Origin of the sequence: Actinoallomurus iriomotensis, assembly GCF_030269445.1 — a bacterium.
GTDB classification, from domain to species: Bacteria; Actinomycetota; Actinomycetes; order Streptosporangiales; family Streptosporangiaceae; genus Actinoallomurus; species Actinoallomurus iriomotensis.
In genome coordinates, this window is sequence record NZ_BSTJ01000008.1 from 202256 (window position 1) to 223024 (window position 20769).

Annotated in this window: 19 protein-coding genes; 9 read left to right on the forward strand and 10 right to left on the reverse strand. The window is 72.6% G+C overall.

The genetic code is table 11. The features are described from left to right. Window positions 1-43 precede the first annotated feature (43 nt). Entirely contained in the window at window positions 44-2899 is a 2856-nt protein-coding gene (locus QSK37_RS30515; RefSeq protein WP_285628021.1) for a helix-turn-helix transcriptional regulator, read from the forward strand. Window positions 2900-2961: 62 nt separating this feature from the next. On the opposite strand, the gene QSK37_RS30520 is transcribed toward QSK37_RS30515, so the two are convergent. Both QSK37_RS30520 and QSK37_RS30525 read right to left on the reverse strand, forming a co-directional pair. Continuing rightward, on the reverse strand, window positions 2962-4458 hold the full coding sequence (locus QSK37_RS30520; RefSeq protein WP_285628023.1) for a cryptochrome/photolyase family protein: 1497 nt from the start codon (window positions 4456-4458) through the stop codon (window positions 2962-2964). A 56-nt stretch (window positions 4459-4514) separates the two neighbouring features. Continuing rightward, complete coding sequence (locus tag QSK37_RS30525) at window positions 4515-4904, reverse strand: winged helix-turn-helix transcriptional regulator (RefSeq protein ID WP_285628025.1); 390 nt, start codon at window positions 4902-4904, stop codon at window positions 4515-4517. A gap of 137 nt (window positions 4905-5041) precedes the next feature. On the opposite strand from QSK37_RS30525, the gene QSK37_RS30530 reads away from it, so the two are divergent. Both QSK37_RS30530 and QSK37_RS30535 read left to right on the forward strand, forming a co-directional pair. Next, the gene (locus QSK37_RS30530) at window positions 5042-5611 is read left to right on the forward strand and encodes a YceI family protein (protein WP_285628028.1); all 570 of its coding nucleotides are present in this window, start codon (window positions 5042-5044) and stop codon (window positions 5609-5611) included. Window positions 5612-5685: 74 nt separating this feature from the next. Next, window positions 5686-6501, forward strand: a complete 816-nt coding sequence (locus QSK37_RS30535; protein WP_285628031.1) for an isocitrate lyase/PEP mutase family protein — start codon at window positions 5686-5688, stop codon at window positions 6499-6501. A 52-nt stretch (window positions 6502-6553) separates the two neighbouring features. Here QSK37_RS30535 and QSK37_RS30540 read toward each other — a convergent pair whose 3' ends face one another. Together QSK37_RS30540 and QSK37_RS30545 are read right to left on the reverse strand one after the other, a co-directional pair. Continuing rightward, window positions 6554-8008 (reverse strand): MFS transporter, encoded by a 1455-nt coding sequence (locus QSK37_RS30540; RefSeq protein WP_285628034.1) that lies wholly within the window; start codon window positions 8006-8008, stop codon window positions 6554-6556. Between the two features lie 79 nt (window positions 8009-8087). Next, window positions 8088-8576, reverse strand: coding sequence for a MarR family winged helix-turn-helix transcriptional regulator (locus QSK37_RS30545; protein ID WP_285628036.1), 489 nt, complete (start codon window positions 8574-8576; stop codon window positions 8088-8090). A 131-nt stretch (window positions 8577-8707) separates the two neighbouring features. Here QSK37_RS30545 and lplAB point away from each other — a divergent pair, with 131 nt between their 5' ends. Both lplAB and pgi read left to right on the forward strand, forming a co-directional pair. Then, window positions 8708-9757 carry a lipoate-protein ligase LplAB gene (gene lplAB / locus QSK37_RS30550; protein WP_285628038.1) on the forward strand — a complete coding sequence of 350 codons (1050 nt, stop codon included), beginning with the start codon at window positions 8708-8710 and terminating at the stop codon, window positions 9755-9757. Between the two features lie 82 nt (window positions 9758-9839). After that, window positions 9840-11477: a glucose-6-phosphate isomerase gene (gene pgi / locus QSK37_RS30555; protein WP_285628040.1), complete on the forward strand. Its 1638-nt coding sequence runs from the start codon at window positions 9840-9842 to the stop codon at window positions 11475-11477. A 150-nt stretch (window positions 11478-11627) separates the two neighbouring features. On the opposite strand, the gene QSK37_RS30560 is transcribed toward pgi, so the two are convergent. Beyond that, window positions 11628-12467, reverse strand: coding sequence for a DoxX family membrane protein (locus QSK37_RS30560; RefSeq protein WP_285628043.1), 840 nt, complete (start codon window positions 12465-12467; stop codon window positions 11628-11630). A 367-nt stretch (window positions 12468-12834) separates the two neighbouring features. Between QSK37_RS30560 and rnhB the strand changes: the two genes are divergently transcribed. Beyond that, window positions 12835-13542, forward strand: coding sequence for a ribonuclease HII (rnhB, locus tag QSK37_RS30565; protein WP_285628838.1), 708 nt, complete (start codon window positions 12835-12837; stop codon window positions 13540-13542). On the opposite strand, the gene QSK37_RS30570 is transcribed toward rnhB, so the two are convergent. Genes QSK37_RS30570 through QSK37_RS30585 form a run of 4 tightly spaced genes read right to left on the reverse strand, consistent with a single transcriptional unit; the run spans window position 13464 to window position 15860 of the window. Then, window positions 13464-13898, reverse strand: coding sequence for a hypothetical protein (locus tag QSK37_RS30570; protein WP_285628046.1), 435 nt, complete (start codon window positions 13896-13898; stop codon window positions 13464-13466). The two genes, rnhB and QSK37_RS30570, sit on opposite strands and share 79 nt — an antisense overlap. Then, a complete protein-coding gene (locus QSK37_RS30575) occupies window positions 13895-14065 on the reverse strand; it encodes a hypothetical protein (RefSeq protein ID WP_285628048.1) in 171 nt (56 codons plus the stop codon). The genes QSK37_RS30570 and QSK37_RS30575 overlap by 4 nt, the downstream gene beginning before the upstream one ends. A gap of 23 nt (window positions 14066-14088) precedes the next feature. Continuing rightward, complete coding sequence (locus tag QSK37_RS30580; RefSeq protein WP_285580228.1) at window positions 14089-14694, reverse strand: response regulator transcription factor; 606 nt, start codon at window positions 14692-14694, stop codon at window positions 14089-14091. Next, entirely contained in the window at window positions 14691-15860 is a 1170-nt protein-coding gene (locus tag QSK37_RS30585) for a sensor histidine kinase (RefSeq protein WP_285628053.1), read from the reverse strand. Before QSK37_RS30585 ends, QSK37_RS30580 begins: the two co-directional genes overlap by 4 nt. 36 nt (window positions 15861-15896) lie before the next feature. On the opposite strand from QSK37_RS30585, the gene QSK37_RS30590 reads away from it, so the two are divergent. From QSK37_RS30590 to QSK37_RS30600, 3 genes are all read left to right on the forward strand, one after another. Beyond that, on the forward strand, window positions 15897-16685 hold the full coding sequence (locus QSK37_RS30590; RefSeq protein WP_285628056.1) for a sugar isomerase domain-containing protein: 789 nt from the start codon (window positions 15897-15899) through the stop codon (window positions 16683-16685). Between the two features lie 38 nt (window positions 16686-16723). Continuing rightward, the gene (locus QSK37_RS30595) at window positions 16724-17356 is read left to right on the forward strand and encodes an HhH-GDP family DNA glycosylase (RefSeq protein ID WP_285628058.1); all 633 of its coding nucleotides are present in this window, start codon (window positions 16724-16726) and stop codon (window positions 17354-17356) included. A 276-nt stretch (window positions 17357-17632) separates the two neighbouring features. Continuing rightward, the gene (locus tag QSK37_RS30600; RefSeq protein ID WP_285628061.1) at window positions 17633-19921 is read left to right on the forward strand and encodes an AAA family ATPase; all 2289 of its coding nucleotides are present in this window, start codon (window positions 17633-17635) and stop codon (window positions 19919-19921) included. A gap of 5 nt (window positions 19922-19926) precedes the next feature. On the opposite strand, the gene QSK37_RS30605 is transcribed toward QSK37_RS30600, so the two are convergent. After that, window positions 19927-20766 carry an NAD(P)H-binding protein gene (locus QSK37_RS30605; protein ID WP_285628064.1) on the reverse strand — a complete coding sequence of 280 codons (840 nt, stop codon included), beginning with the start codon at window positions 20764-20766 and terminating at the stop codon, window positions 19927-19929. Window positions 20767-20769 lie beyond the last annotated feature (3 nt).

The following is a 20769-nucleotide window of genomic DNA, read 5'->3' on the forward strand; positions in this document are numbered from 1 at the left end:
GACCTGATGAGATGCTGTCCGGATTTGAAGGGGTGACCAGGTGATGATCGGGTCGATCGTCAGCCCGGTGCTGGTCGGCCGGGCGTCCGAGTCCGCCGCTGTGCGGGCGGCCTACGAGCGGGCGCTGGCACGGCGGCCGGTGACGGTGCTGGTCAGCGGAGAGGCGGGCATCGGCAAGTCCCGGCTGGTGGCCACCGTCGCGGGGACGCTGCCGGGCGAGCCTCTCGTGCTGTCCGGCGGTTGCCTGGAGCTCGGCGCGGAGGGCGCTCCGTACGTGCCGTTCGTCGCGATCCTGCGCGACCTCGTACGCCGGCTCGGGCGCGACCGGGTGGCGGCGCTGCTGCCGCCGTCGGGCTCCGCGCTCGGCGACTGGCTGCCCGACCTCGGGCCGTCACCGGCGACGTACGGGCGGGTCCGGCTGCTGGAGGAGATGCTGGGGCTGATCACGCGGGTCTCGGAGGCGCGGCCGGTCGTCCTGGTCGTGGAGGACCTGCACTGGGCCGACGCGTCCAGCCGCGAGCTGTTCGCCTACCTGGCCCGGAACCTGAACGACGGCGCCGTCCTGCTGATCGGCACGATCCGCACCGGCGAGCTGGCGGCGGGGCACCCGAACCGGAAGCTGCTCGCCGAACTGGGCCGCGGCGGCGACGTCGTCCGCCTGGCCCTCGGCCCGCTGGAGCACCGGCACGTGGTCGAGCTGCTCGCGGCCATCGACGGCCGCCGGCCGGACCGTTCCCGCAGCGAGCGGATCCACCGGCGCAGCGGCGGCAACCCGCTCTTCGTCGAGACGCTGAGCGACGCGGACGAGGCGTCGGCCGGCGACCTGCGGTCCCTGCTGATCGACCGGATCACCGACCTGCCGGATCCGGCGCGCGAGGTGCTGTCGGCCCTGGCGGTCGCCGGTGCCGAGCTGCCGGACCGGATCCTGCTGGAGGTCGGCGGCCTGGACGAGCCGCGGCAGCGGCGCGCGGTGGCCGACCTGGTCGGGCGCGACCTCGTGGTGGTCCACGAGGACGCGTACGCGATCCGGCACGAGCTGATCCGGGAGGCCATGTACGCCTCGCTGCTCCCGGCGGAGCGGCGGCGCCGGCACGCCCGGTACGCCGCCGTGCTCGCCGCCCGCGACGCCGACGACCTGGCCCTGGCCGAACACTGGATCGCCGCGGGGGAGCCGGAACGGGCGCTGCCCGCCGCCTGGCGCGCGGCCGACCGCGCCGCCCGGCAGAACGCCTATGACGAGCAGCTCTACCTGCTCGAACTGATCCTGCGGAGCTGGGCCGAGGTCGCCGACCCGCCTCGGCTCATCGGCGCCGACCGCACGACCGTGCTGGAGCGGGCCGCGGCGGCGGCCCACGCGGCGGGCAGGTCGGCGGCCGGCGTCGGGCACGCCACCGCCGCGCTGGCCGGGCTCGCTCCGGAGAGCGAGCCGCAGCGGGTGGCCCGGCTGCTCGGCCTGCGCGGCCAGTCGCAGAACCGCGTCGACGGCACCGGGATCGACGACCTCGAACGGGCGATCGCCCTGGTGCCCGCGGGTTCGTCGGACGCGCTGCGCGGCGGTCTGCTGTCCGCCCTGGCGTTCGTCGGCATCGGCGCGCACCGCCACGGCGACAGCCGGCGGCACGCGGCCGAGGCGCTGGACATCGCCGAACGGCTCGACGACGACGGCCTGCGAGCGCCCGCCCTGCTCGTACTGGCCGCGCTCGACGGCATGGACGGCGAGACCGAGCCCGCCGAGCGCATGTTCGCCGAGGCTCGCCGTGCCGCCGAGGCGGCCCTGGACGTACAGACCTTCCTGACCACGTTCCAGTGGGAGGCCGCGCTCCTGGAGTCCACCGGCCGGTACGGGCCGGCCGCGGAACTGGCCGGTGCCGGGCGGCGAGAGGCCGTGCGGCTCGGCCGAGCCCGGTCCCGCGGCAGCGCGCTCGCCTCGGCTCGCGCGGTCCCCCTCCGGCTGCTGGGCCGGTGGGACGAGGCCCTGCGGCTCGTCGAGGACACTCTCGCCGAGGGCCCGCCGCCCCTGTACGGCGCGTTCGTGCGCCTGGTGGCCGCCGACATCGCACGCTGCCGCGGTGAGACGGACCGGTTCGAGATCCTGCTCCGCCAGCTCACCGAGTTCGCCCTGCACGCGCGCGGGGCGGCCGAGGTCAAGGTGGAGATCGCCCTCCAGCGCATCGCCTGGGCCCTCGACCAAGGCGACCCGGCACTGGCCGACCGCGTCCTCGGCGAGCAGTTGCCCCCGGCGTCACCGCAGCCGGACGTCGTCATGCGGCTCGCGGCGCTCGGCGCGCGAGCCCAGCGCGCCCGCCGTGCCGCGGCGCCGCGGAACCGGGGGGTCGCCGGGCAGTGCGCCGACCGGCTCGCGCAGCTGGCCGGCGTCGCCGACTCCGTACGCGCCGTCACTCCGGCGGTCACCGCCTACCGCCGCACGTTCGAGGCCGAGGTCGCCGACACGCTCGCCGCCTGGGACCGCGCCGCCGAGGCATGGCGCGGCCTCCTCAACCCCTACGAGACGGCCACCGCGCTGACCGACGCAGCGGCCGCCGCGCTCACCTCGAACAACCGGCCCGGCGCCCGCTCCCGGCTGCGCGAGGCGCGCGCCATCGCCGCCGAACTGGGCGCCGCTCCGCTGCTGACCCGCATCGGCGACCTGACCGCCCGCGGCCGCCTCGGCGAGGACACCGACGCCCCGGCGCCGAACGGCTTCGGCCTGACCCGCCGTGAACTCGACGTCCTGCGCGTCCTCGCCCGCGGCCGGTCGAACCCGCAGATCGCCGAGGAGCTGTTCATCACCCCGAACACGGTCGCGTCCCACGTCGCCAGGATCCTCACCAAGCTCGGCGCCACCACCCGTACGGAGGCCGCCGCGCGAGCCCACGAGGCGGATCTCCTGAGCTCCTGACCCGTCCGGCAGCGAAGGACACCAGACTTGGTGACATCGGGTACGGGCTTGACCGGAGGTCATCAGTAGCGCTCCCGGTGCCTTTCCTGCTCGACGACGGCCTCGCGGTCGGCGAGGCGGCGCAGCCCGCTCAGCGGCCGTGACATGCGGCGGTTGCCCGCCAGCCGGGTCGCGTTGCGGTCCAGCCAGGCCCAGTAGCCGGCGGTGAAGGGGCAGGCGTCCGGGCCGAGCCGGACCCGCGGGTCGTACCGGCAGTCCCGGCAGTAGTCGCTCATCGCGTTGATGTACGCGCCCCCGGCGGCGTACGGCTTGGTCGCCGCGATGCCGCCGTCCGCGTACTGGCTCATGCCGATGACGTTCGCCGGCATGACCCACGGGTGGCCGTCGACGAAGGCGGTGGCGAACCACTCGGTGAGCGCGCCCGGCGCGAAGCCGCGCTGCAGGGCGAAGTTGCCCAGCACCATCAGCCGCTGGATGTGATGGGCGTACGCGCGGTCGCGGACCCCGGCCAGCGCCGTGCGCAGGCATCGGGCGCTCACCTGGGACGGGTCCAGCCGCCGCCACCAGTCCGGCAGCGGGGTGCGCGCGTCCAGCGCGTTGCGGTCGAGGTAGGACGGCCCCAGGTACCAGTACAGGTGCCAGATCCACTCCCGCCAGCCCAGGATCTGCCGGACGAATCCCTCCACGCTGTTCAGAGGCGCCTCGCCGCCCCGCAGGCGGGCCTCGGCCGCGCGGACGACCGCGAGCGGGTCGAGCAGGCCGAGGTTCAGCGAGGCTGAGAGCAGGGCGTGTGACATCGCCCAGTCTCCGGCGAGCATCGCGTCCTGGTGCGGTCCGAACGAGGCCAGCCGCGTCGTGAGGAACCTCCTCAGTGCCCGTCCGGCCTCGTCGTGGGTGGCGGCGAACAGCCGTGGCCCGTCCACGCCGACCGGGCCGATCCGCCGGGCGCGCAGCAGCCGGTCCAGGTCGTCCCGTACGCCCCGGTCGACGTCGTCCTCGCGCGGCCGGTAGGCCCGCGGCACGCCGAGGGCGGCGCGGCGCGGCGGCGGCTCACGGTTGGCGCGGTCGAGGTTCCACGTGCCGCCGACCGGGTCGCCGTCGGGCTCCATCAGGACCGCGAACCGGCGTCGCTGGTCGCGGTAGAAGTCCTCCATCACCAGGCGGCCCCGCCCGTCCGCCCAGGCGGCGAAGTCCCTCCTGGACCGGATGAACCCCGGCGTGGGCAGTTCGGCCTCGACCAGCCCCTCCTCGATCAGGCCGGCGACCAGCCGTTCCGCGGCGTGGGAACCGGGTTCGTGCACGACCACCGGGCGCCCGAACCGGGCCAGTCCCTCGCGGTAGGTGCGCGCCCGGACCAGCGTGACCCGGTCGCCGAGTTCGACGGCGAGGTGCCGCATCGCCGACAGGACCAGGTGCAGCTTCTGCCGGTGGAAGGGCCGCCGGGCCAGCGCGGCCTCCGACTCGATCAGCAGCACGTCCCGGCCCCGGTTCTCCGGGGTCGCGTGGAAGTGCCGGCCGAGCTGGTCCCCGAACAGCCACAGCGGCGTTCCGTCCCTCATGACCTGGAGTGTTACCGCCCGGGCACGACCGGATGCCTGCTGATACGGCCGGGCCGCTACGCCTCGCGCGCGTCGTACGCCGTGCGGGCGTGCTGGATCCGCTCGACGTGGTCATCGGCCCAGCGCACGAGCGTGCCCACCGTATCGAGCAGGGTGCGGCCCATCGGGGTCAGGGAGTACTCCACGCGGGGCGGCACGACCGGGTAGACGGTCCGGGACACGATGCCGTCGCGTTCGAGGCCGCGCAGGGTGACGGTCAGCATGCGCTGGCTGATGCCCTCGACGCCGCGCTTGAGCTCGGTGAACCGGAGCGTCTGCTCGCCGAGCACGAAGATGACGTACAACGACCACTTGTCGCCGATCCGGCCGAGGATGTCGCGGGCCCGGCAGCTCACCGAGTGCGGCGACTCCTGCGCGCGGGCCTCCGAAGGGGCAGGTCGGGCCATGGTTATCTCCAGGTGCCTGAGGCAGAAAAACATGCCTTCTTGTGCCGGTCGGCGGATCGTCCCACGATAGATCCGGTTCCCATCAGGAACCACCCCATGAACGGTAACCAACACACTTTTCGTAATCGGGAGAGACGATGACGGCCGAGCTGGTGGAGATTCCCGGATATGTCGCGGGCACGTGGACGGTCGACCCGGTCCACTCCGACGTGGGCTTCGTCGTCCGGCACGTGATGGTGAGCAAGGTGCGCGGACACTTCACGAAGTTCGAGGGCCGGATCGTCACCGCGGAGGACCCCCTGAAGTCCACCGTGACCGCGACGATCGACCTGGCCTCCGTCGACACGAGCAACGAGCAGCGGGACGCCCACATCCGCTCCGCCGACTTCTTCGACGTGGAGAAGCACCCGACGATGACGTACCGCTCGACCGGCGTCCGCCACGACGGCGACGATCTCGTCCTGGACGGCGAGCTCACCCTCAGGGGCGTGACGCGTCCGGTGCCGCTCATGCTGGAGGTGAACGGCTTCGCCCCCGACCCGATGAACGAGGGCGGCACCCGCGCCGGCTTCACCGCCACCGGGGAGATCGACCGGGGAGACTTCGGGGTCAGCTTCAACAGCCCCGTCCCCGGCGGCGGTGTCTTCATCTCGGAGAAGGTCCAGATCGTCCTGGAGATCGAGGCGGCGCTCGAAACCGGTGGCTGAGCCCGGGTAACGACCCGACGTCGATGTCGGATTTCTGCCAGAGGTCATCGGTGTTCGACTGGTGGACTGCGCTCATGACATCTGACATCAAGGCCAAGGCCGAGCTGTTCCATACGCTGCACGACGGCATCCTGGTCCTGCCCAACGCCTGGGACGCCATCAGCGCCCGCCTGGTGGCGGACGCCGGCGCCCGGGCGGTCGCCACCACGAGCGCCGGGGTCGCCTGGAGCCTGGGGGCCGCTGACGGCGGCACCCTGGGGCAGGACCGTGCCGTCGACCTCATCGCCCGGGTCGTCGCGGCGGTCGACGTCCCGGTGACCGCCGACATCGAGGGCGGCTACTCCGACACGCCCGACGGGGTCGCGAAGACGGTCGAAGGGGTGCTCGCGGCCGGGGCCGTGGGGGTCAACCTCGAAGACGCCGGCGCGGCGGGGTTGCGTGAGATCGCCGACCAGGCCGAACGCATCGCGGCCGCCCGCCGGGTCGCCGATGCCGCGGACGTTCCGCTCTTCCTCAACGCCCGCATCGACACCTATCTCTGGCGCGTCGGCGACCCGGACACGCGTCTGCGCGAGACCCTGACCCGCGCGGCGGCCTACGCCGACGCGGGCGCGAGCGGGATCTTCGTGCCGGGCGTGACCGACGTTGAGACGGTGGCCGCGCTCGTCGAGGGGACGACGCTGCCCCTGAACGTGATGGCCGGCCCGGGCGCACCCGACGTCGCGACGCTGGCGGGGCTCGGCGTCTCGCGGATCAGCCTGGGTTCCGGGATCGCCCAGGCGGCGTACGCCGTCGTACGGCGCGCCGCCCGCCAGGTGCTGTCGGACGGCACGTACGACGAACTCGCCGACGCCCTGGACTACGGGGAGTTGAACGGCCTGTCCGGATGAGCCGACGGGCGGCCCGTCCGAGGACGGACCGCCCATCGGCGGGCACCGGAGGTCAGGTGGCGGAGGGGACCGGCGTCTCCTCCACCGCCTGACTTCCGGACGCCCGTGCCATCCGGACCCGGGGCTGCCGCAGCACCGCGGCCGCGAGGACGAGCGCGGCGACCAGCAGACCGGCGCCGATGCCGAACGCCAGGTGGTACCCGCCGGTCAGCGCCGTGGCGCGGTCGTGCCCGGCGGCGGTCAGGCCCCGCGTGCGCGACGCCGCGAAGGTGGACAGCACCGCCACGCCGAGCGCCCCGCCGACCTGCTGTGAGGTGTTGAACAGGCCCGAGACGAGCCCCGTGTCGGCCGCGCCCGCGCCGGACATGCCGAGCGTCGTGAGCGCGGAGGTCGCCAGGCCGAAACCGCTCGCCAGCAGCATCGTCGGCAGCAGGTCCACGGCGTATCCGGCGTGCACGGGCAGGCGGGTGAGCAGCCCGATGCCGACGACCAGCAGCGCGAGCCCGGCGAGCAGTACGCGGCGTTCGCCGAAGCGCGCGTTGAGCCGCGCGGACAGGAGGAGCGAGACCGTCGCGATGGCCAGGGCGGCCGGCAGCATCGCCAGCCCGGTCCCCGCCGCCCCGTAGCCGCGCACCTCCTGCAGGTACAGCGCGATGAGGATCTGGAATCCGAACAGCGCCGAGACCATCAGGACCTGGACGGCGTTGGCGCCCGCGACGACCCGCGACCGGAAGATCCCGAGCGGCAGGAGAGGGGCCGCCGCCGTGGCCTGGCGCAGGAGGAACCCCGCGAGCAGCACCAGCGCGAGCGCGCCGTAGCCGAGCGTGTGCGCGGAGCCCCAGCCGTACCGGCTCGTCTCCACGATCGTGTAGACGCCGAGCATCAGACCGGCGGTCACCAGGAGGGCGCCGGGCAGGTCGGCCCCCGCGCGGAGGCCGAGCCCCCGGTCGGAATCCAGCACCCGCAGGGCCAGGAGCGCGGCGGCCACGCCGATCGGCAGGTTGATGAAGAAGATCCAGTGCCAGCTCACGGCCTGGGTGAGGACTCCGCCGAGGACCTGGCCGATCGACGCGCCCGCGGCGCCGACGAAGGCGTAGGCGCCGATCGCCCGGCCGCGCTCACGCGGCTCGGGGAAGTGCGTCACGATCATCCCGAGGCTCACCGCCGAGGTCATCGCCCCGCCCACGCCCTGGACGAACCGGGCGGCGATGAGCATCTCCTGGCCGGTGGACACCCCGCAGAGCAGGGACGCGACGGTGAAGACCGCCAGGCCCGCCACGAACATCCGCTTGCGCCCGACGAGGTCGCCGAGGCGTCCCGCCAGCAGCAGCAGACCGCCGAAGGCGATCATGTACGAGTTGACGGTCCAGGTGAGGTTCGAGGGAGAGAACCGCAGGTCACGCTGGATCGCGGGGAGGGCGACGGTGACGATGCTGCCGTCGAGAACGATCATCAGCATGGCCGCGCAGAGCGCGATGAGCGCGGCCGTACGGGAAGTGCGAGGCATCGCGGAAAGCTCCTGTTCGCAGGGAAGGAACAGGAGAGACCGTAGCAGATAGTTTTGAAGTAGACGATCTAACTCGGACCTAGATTTTCCTCTGCCGCGTCCGCCGTACCGGCTGCTCGGACTCCGCCGGCGTGGACAGATGGCCCGCGACCAGGCCGGTGAGCGCGCTGAGGAACACCTCGCGCCACTCCTCCGGGATCGCGTCGATGACGTCGCGGTGCACCCGGTCGGCGATCTTCATCCCGGCGGCGACGGCGCGTTCGCCCGCCTCGGTCACCGCGATGATCCGCGCCCGCCGGTCGGTGCTGGACGGCCGGCGTTCGGCCAGGCCGGCCTTTTCCAGCTCGTCGACGGTCACCACCATCGTGGTCTTGTCCAGGTCGGAGATCTTGGCGAGCTGGATCTGGGTGCGTTCGTCCTCCAGGGCGTGGAACAGCACGCAGTACTCGCGCGGGGTGATGCCGATCTCGGTGAACGCCGCCGTCATCTGCGTCTCGAGAACGTGACTGGCCTGGGAGAACAGGGCGGACAGGTCGAGGACGGTTCGGCTGGGAGCGCTCGCGGTCATGCTCGGAGTCTATGCGTTCGGATCGGAGGTGGATTATCCGCGACGGACCGATTCGCGGAATCGCGGACGCGCCGGAACGGTTGAGGTGATCGCGTCACGGGGACGCCAGCACACGAAGCGGGGATGCCGACATGCACGGTGAGTACAAGGTGCCCGGGGGAAAGCTCGTGGTCGTCGACTTCGACCTCGAGGACGGCCGGCTGCGCCACGCCCTGGTCAGCGGCGACTTCTTCCTCGAACCCGACCACGCGCTGGACCGGATCACCGCGGCGCTGAACGGCCTGCCCGCGCACCTGGAGGCCCGCGACATCGCCGCCCGCATCGACGCGCAGCTGCCGCCGGGCACGATGATGCTCGGGTTCTCCGCCGAGGCCGTGGGCGTCGCCGTACGCCGGGCGCTGACCGACGCGAGCGACTGGCGCGCCTACGACTGGCGTCTCGTCCACGAGCCGCCGCAGGACCCCGCGCTGCACATGGCGATCGACGAGGTCCTCACCGAGGAGGTCGGCGCCGGGCGGCGGCCCCCGACACTGCGCGTGTGGGAGTGGGCGGCGCCCGCGGTGGTGATCGGCAGCTTCCAGTCGCTGCGCAACGAGGTGGACGCCGAGGCGGCGCGGCGGCACGGCGTCACGGTGGTCCGGCGCATCAGCGGCGGCGGCGCGATGTTCATCGAGCCGGGCAACACGATCACCTACTCGCTGTACGCCCCGGCCACCCTCGTCCAGGGCATGAGCTTCGCCGACAGCTACGCCTTCCTCGACGACTGGGTGCTGGGCGCCCTCGGCGAGCTCGGCATCCGGGCCTGGTACCAGCCGCTCAACGACATCACCTCCGACCAGGGAAAGATCGCCGGAGCCGCGCAGAAGCGGCTCAGCTCGGGCGCCGTCCTGCACCACGTGACCATGTCGTACGACATCGACGCGGACAAGATGCTGGACGTGCTGCGGATCGGCCGGGAGAAGCTGTCGGACAAGGGCATCACGAGCGCGCGCAAGCGCGTGGACCCCCTGCGGCGCCAGACCGGCCTGCCGCGGTCGGAGATCATCGACCGGATGATCGGCCATTTCCGCGGCCGGTACGGGCTGACCGGCGACCGGCTCACCGCCGCCGAGCTGAGCGCCGCCGAGAAGAGAGTGGCCGCCAAGTTCGGCACGGACGCGTGGACCGCGCGGGTTCCCTGAGCCGCTCGCGGGGGTTCGGTGCGCGCCGCCCCCGCGCGTTCGATTGGATGGCCGGGTAGGCAGACGAGACGGAGGCAAAGGGATGTCCGACAGCGGGCGGCTGGACCAGACCGACGAGTGGCGGGCGCTGCGGCGGCACTACGAGGAGACGCGCGAGCTGCACCTGCGCGAGTTGTTCGCCGCCGACCCCGAACGGGGGAGCCGGTACGCGCTGGAGGCCGGCGACCTGTACGTCGACTACTCGCGCAACCGGGTCACCGACGAGACGCTGCGGCTGCTGCGCGAGCTCCTCGCCGCCCGCAGGGTGACCGAGCTGCGCGACGCGATGTTCTCCGGCGAAAAGATCAACTTCACGGAGAAGCGCGCGGTGCTGCATATCGCCCTGCGCGCCCCGCGTGACGCCGTCATCGAGGTGGACGGGGAGAACGTCGTGCCCGCCGTGCACGAGGTCCTCGACCGGATGGCCGCCTTCTCCGGCCAGGTGCGCTCGGGGGAGTGGACCGGGGCGACCGGAAAGCCGATCCGCAACGTCGTCAACATCGGCATCGGCGGCTCCGACCTCGGCCCGAAGATGGCGTACGAGGCGCTGCGTCCCTACACCGACCGGTCGCGGGTGTTCCGCTTCGTGTCCAACGTCGACGGCGCCGACCTGCACGAGGCCGTCCACGACCTCGACCCGGCGGAGACGCTGTTCATCATCTCCTCCAAGACCTTCACCACGGTCGAGACGATCACCAACGCGACCGCGGCGCGGCAGTGGCTGGTGTCGGCCCTCGGCGAGGAGGCGGTCGCGAAGCACTTCGTCGCGGTCTCCACCAACGCCGACCAGGTGGCCAAGTTCGGCATCGACACCGCCAACATGTTCGGCTTCTGGGACTGGGTCGGCGGCCGGTACTCCTTCGACTCGGCCATCGGACTGTCGCTGATGGTCGCCATCGGGCCGGAGCGCTTCCGCGAGATGCTCGACGGCTTCCACCTGATGGACGAGCACTTCCGTACGGCGTCCCCGGAGCGGAACCTGCCGATGCTGCTCGGCCTGCTCGGCGTGTGGTACGACGACTTCTACGACGCCCAGACGTACGCCGTGCTGCCCTACAGCCACTACCTGTCGCGGTTCACCGACTACCTCCAGCAGCTCGACATGGAGTCCAACGGAAAGTCCGTCGACCGCGAGGGCCGGCCGGTGACCTGGCAGACCGGCCCGATCGTGTGGGGCACGCCGGGCACCAACGGCCAGCACGCCTACTACCAGCTGCTCCACCAGGGCACCAAGCTCGTGCCGGCCGACCTCATCGGCTTCGCCCGGCCCGTCGAGGAGCTCGGCGAGCTGAAGGGGCAGCACGACCTGCTGATGGCCAACCTCTTCGCGCAGGGCCAGGCGCTGGCGTTCGGCAAGACCGCCGAGGAGGTCGCCGCCGAGGGCGTGCCGGCCGAGCAGGTGCCGCACCGCACGTTCCCCGGCAACCGGCCGACCAACACGATCCTGGCCACGGAGCTGACCCCGTCGGTGCTCGGCCAGCTGATCGCCCTGTACGAGCACAAGGTGTTCGTCCAGGGGGCGATCTGGGGGATCAACTCCTTCGACCAGTGGGGCGTCGAGCTGGGCAAGGTGCTCGCCAAGAACCTCGAGCCCCGGCTGACCGGCGCCGCCGACACCGGCGACCTGGACGGTTCGACCGCGACGCTGGTGGAGCGCTACCGGCGGCTGCGCGGCCGCTGACCGCCCCGGCGGATGCCCGGCCCGCCGGCCGGGCATCCGCACAGGTCACGAGCCGGCGGGCGCCGGCTGGTCGGCGCGGCCGAGACTCGGTGACCTGGGCGGTTCGACCGCGACGCCGGTGGGATGCTCACCGGCGGGCGCCGGCCTAAGTCACGAGTCGGTCGACCGGGGCTGGCGCTTGCGGGTCCGTACGGGAGTGGTGTCGTCTCCGGACGGCTCGGCCGCCTTCTTGCGGGTCCGGGCGGGCGCCGTGTCGTCCGAGGGCGCTTCGGGACGCTTCTTGCGGGTCCGCAGCGGAGCCGTGTCGCCCGCGGGCGGCTCGGGCTTCTTGCGGCCGGCGACGATCACGTCGCGGGAGGTGTCGGTCACGATCTCGGCAGCCAGCCGGGGCCGGGCCGCGGGTTTGTCCTCGTCTTTCCGCGAGTCCTCCCGCGGGCTCTCCGGGGGCACGGGGTACGCGCCCGCCGCGATGGCGGGCTTCGCGGGCGACGCGACGGGCGTCTCCTCCGTCGTGCCGGGCACCGGACGCCAGGGCGGCGGCGTCTCGTCGTCCTCGTCCGCCCCGCGGCTCCGCCCGCCGAACAGCCGCTGGTCCAGCGCGATGCGCCCGCCACCGCCGGCCGCGAACACCAGCGCCGCCAGGCCGAGGACGATGACCAGCTCGAAGCCGTTCTGGACCTTCCCGTTGTCGACGAGGAAGATGCCGTGCTTGGCGTGCACGAAGATCAACGCACCCGCCATGTCGAGGAAGAGCAGCGTCCCGGCGACCGGCAGCGCGAGGCCGAGGATCAGCGCCGCCCCGCCCAGCAGTTCGACGAACGTCGAGTAGACCGCCGCGGCGGTCGGCAACGGGGTGCCCATCGCGTCGAGGTTGCGCCCGGTGGCGGTCACCCCTACTTGGATCTTCTGCCACCCATGGGCCAGGAACACCGTGCCGACACCACATCGGGCGAGCAGCGCGACGACGTCGTATATCGGCCGATTACGCATGACAATCCTTCCTGCGGACGTATCCGTCAGATCATCCGCTCCGCAGCGATTCGGCGTCCACTCGGTCCGGTCCGCCGTTGCTCGATCGTGAAACGGCGGGAGGGGCGGCACGCCGTCGTAACACGGCGAACGCGACCCGTGAACCTGCCATCATGACCCAGCGAAGCGAGGGAATCGAGAGCACGGCCCTGTGGTCACACCCTCCGACGAAGGAGGACTCATGACCGAGCGGAGCGAGGGAATCGAAGGCACGGCGCCGGTGGTCACTCCCTCCGACGAAGGAGGACTCATGAGCGAGCGGAGCGAGGGAATCGGAGGCACGGCGCCGGTGGTCACTCCCTCCGACGAAGGAGGACTCATGAGCGCCATGGGAACCGAGGACACGCCTGCCCCGAGCGGCCCCGGTTACGCCGTCGAGGAGCAGCTGACCGCCGCCGGAGCCGTCCGCGTCGCGGGCGTCGACGAGGTCGGCCGGGGCGCCTGGGCCGGGCCGGTCGTCGTCTGCGCGGCCGTGACCCGCATGGACACCCCGCCGGAGGGCCTCACCGACTCCAAGATGCTCACGCCGCGCCGCCGCACCGCGATCGCCGAGGTTATCGAGGACTGGCTCGCCGCGTACGCGTTCGGCGCCGCGAGCCCGGAGGAGATCGACGACGTGGGCATGACCGAGGCGCTGCGCCGGGCGGCCGTACGCGCGCTGGAGGCGCTGCCCGAACGCCCGGACGCGGTGATCCTCGACGGCGCGCACAACTTCCTCGGCGACCGCGCGGCCGCCGACGGGCGGCCGTGGCCGGTCCGCACCGAGATCAAGGCCGACCTGCGGTCGGTGTCGGTCGCGGCGGCGTCCGTGCTGGCCAAGGTGCACCGCGACACGCTGATGGCCGGGCTGGGCCACGAGGAGTACGGCTTCGCGGCCAACGCCGGGTACCCCTCGCCCGTGCACCAGGACGCGCTCCGGCGGCTCGGCCCCACGCCGCACCACCGGCTGTCCTGGTCCTACCTCGACGACCTGCCCGAGTGGCGGCACCTGCGCAAGCACCGGCCCGAGATCGAGGGCCAGCTCTCCCTGATCTGACGGCCGGTCATCGCCGGTGGTCCCAGGTGGCCGCCTCCCAGTCCTGTGGCCCGATGCACGAGGCGGCCCCGGCAGTGGTGCTCGATCGCCACGACGGCCGACTCCTCGCCGGTGAGCCAGGGCGGATCGACGGCCGTCGGTGCCTCGTCGCCGATGGTCGGGGTGGTCGGCGTGGGCAGCGGCAGGACGTCCGGGTCCGGGACCGGCGGATCCGTCGTGGGCGTGGCGCAGGGCCCGACACCGGCGAACCGGTCGTTGCCGGTGCGGTAACCGCCGGTGACCTCGATCCGCCACGAACCGTCGGCATGCCGCCGCCACGGTGCGTCCGTCGGCGGCCGCCCGTCGGCGGTGGTCACGCGGGGCTCTTTCCCGAGCCGTACGGGATCTCGGCGTAGCGCCCCTCGGGTCCGCGCCGGACGTGGACCGGCACCCGGTACGAGCCGCCGGGGCCGAGCAGCGTCCAGGCGATCCACTGCGCCTCGACCTCATCGATGCGACGACCGGGCCGCGCGTGGATCCGCACGACGTCCGTGAAGATGTTCGACGTCAGAGCCAGCCGTTGTGGCGCGCGGTGCGTACGGCCTCGATCCGGTTGCGCGCTCCGGTCTTGCCGATCGCCGCGGACAGGTAGTTGCGGACCGTGCTCTCCGACAGGTGCAGGCGTCCGGCGATATCGGCGATGGTGGAGCCGTCGACCGCGGCGGTCAGCACGTCGCGCTCGCGGCCGGTGAGAGGGTTCGGGCCCGCACTCAACGCGGCCGTGGCCAGCTCGGGGTCGACCACGCGCTCGCCCGCGAGCACCCGGCGGATGGCGCGGGCGAGGTCCTCCACCGGGCCGTCCTTGACGAGGAAGCCGCTCGCGCCCGCCTCCATCGCGCGCCGCAGGTAGCCGGGGCGGCCGAACGTCGTGACGATGAGGATCTTGCAGTCGGGCAGCTCGGCGTGCAGGTCGGCGGCGGCGTCCAGGCCGCTGCGGCCGGGCATCTCGATGTCGAGGACGGCGACGTCGGGGCGGACCTCACGTGCGGTGGGCACGATCCGGTCGCCCGCGGCGACCTGACCGACGACCTCGAAGTCCTCCTCCAGGCCGAGCAGCAGCGCCAGCGCGCCGCGCATCATGCCCTGGTCCTCGGCCAGCAACACCCTGATCAAGAGACGTCTCCCTTCACCGGGAGCGTATTCAACGGGACCGTCACCGTGAGCCGATACCCGCCCCGCTCGTCCGGGCCGGCCTGGAGCCGCCCGCCGGCGCCGCTGACGCGTTCGGTGAGCCCGAGCAGGCCGTTGCCCATGACCGGGGGCCCGCCGCGGCCGTCGTCGCGGATCGACAGTACGGCGGTGTCCACACGGCCGTGTACCGAGATCTCGCAGGTGCCGGCGCCGCTGTGGCGGATGACGTTGGTGACGCCCTCGCGCACCACCCAGCCGAGCAGCGAGCCGGCCTCATCCGGGAGCGGCGTGCCCTCCTGACGGACGGTCGGCTCGATGCCGGCGTCGCGCAGCGCCGTACGCGCCCCGTCGATCTCGGCGGCGAGTCCCCGGCCGCGGTAGCCGCTCACGGCGAGGCGCACCTGCCGGAGAGCGTCCCGGCCGATCGTCTCGATGTCGGCCGCCTGGCCCGCCGCCAGGCCGGTGTCGCGCGGGATCAGCTTGCGCACCGCCTGGGCCTTGATCACCATCACCGACAGCGTGTGGCCGAGCAGGTCGTGCAGGTCGCGGGCGAACCGCAGCCGTTCTTCGGACACGGCCGTCCGCGCGAGTTCCTCGCGGGTCTCGCGGAGCTCGCGGATCGCGCCGAACAGCAGCAGGATGATGGAGACGATGAAGCCGGAGATCAGCGTGCTGTACCCGACGGTGAAGCCGTCACCGGGCGACGCGCCGCGAAGCCACGTGGCCACGCCGCCCAGCACGGCCAGCATCCCGACCACGACCACCGGCCACGGCCGGCGGGTCCACGGCACCACGACGCCGGCGGCCATCGCGGCCAGGGGGAACAGCATGGCCATGCCGTGCCCGAACCAGGCGTTCAGCACGAACGCGTCCGCGGTCAGCGCCACGAGCAGGCCGGACGCCAGCCGGTCGCCCCGCCCACGGCGGAAGCCGAACCAGATCGCCGCCAGGACCAGCGCGACGAACAACCCCAGCAGCGGCGCGGACGCCCAGAGCGGCCGCGCCCTCCCGTGCGCGACATCCGAGACGGCGCCGGCCCCGACCAGCAGCCACGGGTAGATCCCGAACGGGCCGGGCCCGTCGTCGATCCGCCCGGCGAAATCCGGCGCCGACCCCGGCGCGTCCGGCGCCTCGTCCCTGTGGGTCACAGAGAGACACCCTAGGACGTGGCGGAGAAGCCGGGAATGGCGGTCCATCCGCTTCTAAGCAGGACAAATGTCCTGGGTGCGTGGAACGCGGCGCCGTACCTGGTAAACCGATCTTTCGTGAACTGGATGCAGGAACATCTCGACCTCGTCGAGCGGCACAACGCCGACGCGCTCGACCAGGCGGCCGGACTCCTTCTCCCGGCCGTGACCGGCGGCGGCCTCGTCCACGTCGGCGGATCCGGCCACTCGCTCGCGATGGTGCTCGAAGGCTTCTTCCGCGCCGGCGGCCTGGCCTGCGTGCATCCGCTGTACGCGCCGGAGATCTCACCGCTGCACGGCGCGTGGCCCGCGACCGAGGCGGAACGCCGGTCCGGCCTGGCCGGGCCGATCATGGAGGCGGCCGCGCCCCGGCCCGGCGACGTCGTGGTGATCTTCTCCAACAGCGGCGCGAACCCCTACCCGGTCGAACTGGCCGGCGCGGCCCGCTCGTACGGCCTGCCGGTGATCGCGTTCGTGTCCGGCCCGTCGATGGCGGCGGCGCCCGCGCGCGCCGGCGTGAAGCTCGGCGAGGTCGCCGACCTGGTCATCGACACGCTCGTCCCGCCCGGCGACGTGTCCTACCCGGCCGAGGCGCCGCGTACGGCGGCCCTGTCGTCGCTGGCGTGCGTGTACCTGTGGAACCTGCTGCTGGCGCGGATGGCCGACCGCGCGGACCTGCCGCTGTGGGTCAGCGCCAACGTTCCGGGCGGCGACGAGCGCAACGCCGAGCTGCTCGAACGCTACTCGGTCCGTGTCCCCGCACTAAGACGGTCCTTCACGGGGTAAGGAAATGCGTACCTGCCCGCCATAAGTGGAGGTGGCCCATGGACAAGACGACCAAGACGTTGCTCTCCGAAGCGGGCCATACCTATGCGGAGGACGCCGGAATCACCCTCAAGGACCAGCCGGCGGCCCTTTTCAAGCTCCTGGTACTCACGAATCTCCTCAGCACCCGCATCAACGCGGAGATCGCGGTGGCGGCGGCGCGCGAGTTGTTCGAGGCCGGCGGCGGCACGCCACGCGGCCTGGCGAAGCTCGGCTGGCAGGGACGCGTCGACGCACTGGGCCGCGCGCACTATGTGCGTTATGACGAGAGCACCTCCACCCGGCTCGGCGACATGGCCGACAAGGTGATGGAGGACTACGCCGGTGACCTGCGCAGACTGCCGCAGAACGTCGGGCGTGACGCCGACCGGGCCCGGGAGGCGCTCCAGGAGTTCCCCGGCATCGGTCCGGTCGGCGCCGAGATCTTCTGCCGCGAGGCCCAGGCGGTGTGGCCGTGGCTGCGTCCGTCGTTCGACGCGCTCGCGCTCAAGGGCGCCGACCGTCTCGGCCTGCCCACCGATCCGAAACGCCTCGCCGAACTCGTCGGCGACCGCGAACTCGCCCGTCTCGCCTCCGCGCTGGTGCGGGTCGCCAAGGACAAGAAGCTGGCCGATCGGCTGGTCGGAGCCTAGCCAGGCCCCACCACCCCGGCTCAAAGTCCCGCTGTTCCACGGATGCGAACTTTGAGACCGGCCCCGAATCCCGCGTATTGTCGCCGGGCGGTAACCGTCTTGATGGGGGCACGCCAGACAATAGGTTCTGCCATTACATGGTGAACCTGCGCTATACACGTCTGCAGGCGTGAGGGGAGGGCGATGCGACCGTTCGGCAGATCCCGATCGCACCCGCAGATCGCGCGCGATGTGTTCGAACGCGCACGCTGGCGTTATTTCCAGATTCAAGCGGGTGTGCGGCGGCTGACGTTTCTCGTGCTGGTGGTCGGCGCGGCGGCGGTCGCCGTCGTCACCGGCTGGCCGCTGCTCACGACGGTCGTCTTCGCGGCCACGATCCTGCTCGTCATCGACTTCACCCTACGCTCGCCCAGCGGCATGGCGACGGCGTTCGTCGTCATGTGCTGGCTGGCCGTGATCCTCCCGCTCAGCCGCCTCTACCCGCCCGGCGGCCACGAGGCCGTCTTCCTGGCCGCCCTCGCCCTCCCGACGGCCTTCCTCGCCCACCGCATTCGCGCGTACGCCCCGTGGCGTACGGCCCTGGCCGCCTTCGCCCTCGCCGGCATCGTGGCCGCCGCCCTCGCACACCCCTTCCCCCAGCTGAACGCCGCGCCCGCCTGGGCGACCGCGCTGGTCGTGCTGTGCTATCGCTGGTGGCAGGCGCGGCGCATCGTGCCGGCCGAGGCATACGACACCGGCTGGGCGCAGGAGGACTACCAGGAGCCGGAGGAGTACGCCCCTCCGGCGCACGGGCGCGCCGTCGAGGAGGTCCCGCAGATCTCGGTGAACGAGGCGCTCGCCGAGCTGGAGGCCATGATCGGCCTGGAGCCGGTGAAGCGGCAGGTCCGCGCCATCGCGGCGTCGATCGAGGCGGCGCGGATGCGCGCGGAGGCCGGCTTCGCCGCCGAGAAGCCGATGCGGCACTTCGTGTTCGTCGGCCCGTCGGGCACCGGCAAGACCACCGTGGCCCGCGTCGTCGCCAAGATCTTCTACGCCTTCGCACTGCTGCCGTCACCCGAGGTCGTCGAGGCACAACGCGCCGACCTCGTCGGCGAGTACCTGGGTGCCACCGCCATCAAGACCAACGAGCTGGTCGACCGGGCGCTCGGCGGCGTCCTGTTCATCGACGAGGCGTACGGCCTGGTGGGCGGCACGGACGGGCAACCCGACCGGTTCGGCAACGAGGCCGTGCAGACGCTGCTGAAACGGGCCGAGGACGACCGTGAGAACGTCGTGATCATCCTGGCCGGGTACGAGGAGGAGATGGACACGTTCCTGTCCTCCAACCCCGGCCTGGCCTCCCGGTTCGGCACGCGGGTGAGCTTCCCCCGGTACGACCCGCCCGAGCTGCTCCAGATCGCCGAATACCACGCCACGCTGCGCGGCGACCGCCTCGGCCCGGACGCGGCGCCCACCCTCTGGGCGCGGTTCGAGGAGGTCAGCCGGCGTGGCATCGTCGACGAGCTGGGCAACGGCCGCTTCGTCCGCTCCCTGATCGAGGGCGCGGCGCGGGCCCGCGACGTGCGGATCGTCGGCGGCGGCTGGCGGCACGGGGCGCGGAGCGCCGAGAAGGCGCCCGAGCCGACGCCTGACGAGCTCGTCACGATCGGCGCCGCCGACATCGAGCTGGCGTTCGCCGAGGTGACCGAGCGCTATCGCGGTTACGCCGAGACGCCGACGCTGGAGGAGGCGCTCGCCGGCCTCGACGCGATGATCGGCCTCGAACCGGTGAAACGGCAGGTGCACGCCATCACGGCCCAGCTGCGCGTGGCGCAGCTCCGGCAAGAACAGGGTCTGGCCACCCATCCGCCGATGCGCCACTTCGTCTTCGCCGGGCCGCCCGGCACCGGCAAGACCACGGTCGCCCGCGTCCTCGGCCGCATCTTCGCCGCGCTGGGCCTGCTCGCCCGGCCCGAGGTGGTCGAGGCGCAGCGCGCCGACCTGGTGGGGGAGCACCTGGGCTCGACGGCGCTGAAGACCAACAAGGTGATCGACTCGGCGCTGGGCGGCGTGCTGTTCATCGACGAGGCGTACTCCCTGGTCAACCCCGGGTACGCCGGAGGCGACGCGTTCGGCGTCGAGGCCGTGCAGACGCTGCTGAAGCGGGCCGAGGACGACCGTGACCGGCTGGTCGTCATCCTGGCCGGTTACGACGCCGACATGGACCGGTTCCTGCGCTCCAACCCCGGCCTCGCCTCGCGGTTCTCCGAGCGCGTCGCGTTCCCCTCCTACACGCCCGACGAGCTGCTGGAGATCGCGGTGAGCCTGGCGGCCTCGGCCGGCGACTCGTGGGAGGAGGACGCGCTCGACGACCTCGCCGGCGTCTTCCAGCACGTACGCGGGCAGGGGCGCATCGACGAGCTGGGCAACGGCCGCTTCGTGCGCTCGCTGTACGAGAAGGCGTGCGGTTTCCGCGACCTGCGGATCGCCTCGCTCGGCTCGGACGCCACGACCGCCGACCTCACCACGCTGACCGCCGAGGACGTCCGCTCGGCGTACGCCGAGTTCGCCCAGCGCCGCGCCTGACGGTCTCAGCGAAAGTCGCCGGCGTGGTCCTGCGCCCACTCGGCGAAGGTGCGTGCGGGACGGCCGGTGACCTCCTGGACGGTCGCCGAGGTCTCGGCCGGCTTGCCGTCGCGGGCCGCCCACAGGCGGAGGAAGGTCTCGACGCCGATCGGGGGGATGGTCCGGCTCAGCTCGGCCCGCGCCTCCTCGGCGGAGACCACGTCGAGGCGGACGTCCCGGCCGATGGCGTCGCCGATGTGCTGGACCTGCCGCCGCAGGGTGAGCGACTCCGGCCCGTACACGGTGTAGGACTGCCCTTGGTGGCCGGGTTCGGTCAGCGCGGCCACCGCGAGCGCGGCGAGATCCTTCTCATGGATCGGTGCTGTCTGCGCCTCCGGGTACGGGGTGCGGACGACGCCCTCGGTGCGGATCGACGTGCGCCACCACCACAGGGTGTTCGTGGCGAACATCCCCGGGCGGATGAACGTCCAGTCGATGCCGGACCGTTCGATCGCCAGCTCCACGGTGCGGTGCGCCTGGGCGATCGGGTTCCGCTCGGCGTCGTCGGCCACGATCGCCGCCGACGACAGCAGGACCAGATGCCGGACGCCCGCCGACCCGGCGGCCTCGACGAAGCCCTGAACGCCGTCCGGCTTGGCGTAGAGGAACACCTTCTCAGCGCCCTCCAGGGCGGCGGGCAGCGTCTCCGGACGCTCCAGGTCGGCGGCCACGACCTCCACGTGTGGCGAGAGGCCCGCCGCCTCGGGGGTGCGGCTCGTCGCCCGTACCCGCTCGCCCGCGGCGAGCAGGCCGTCGGCGACATGGCGGCCCACGTTCCCTCGGGCACCGAAGACGACCGTGACCACTGA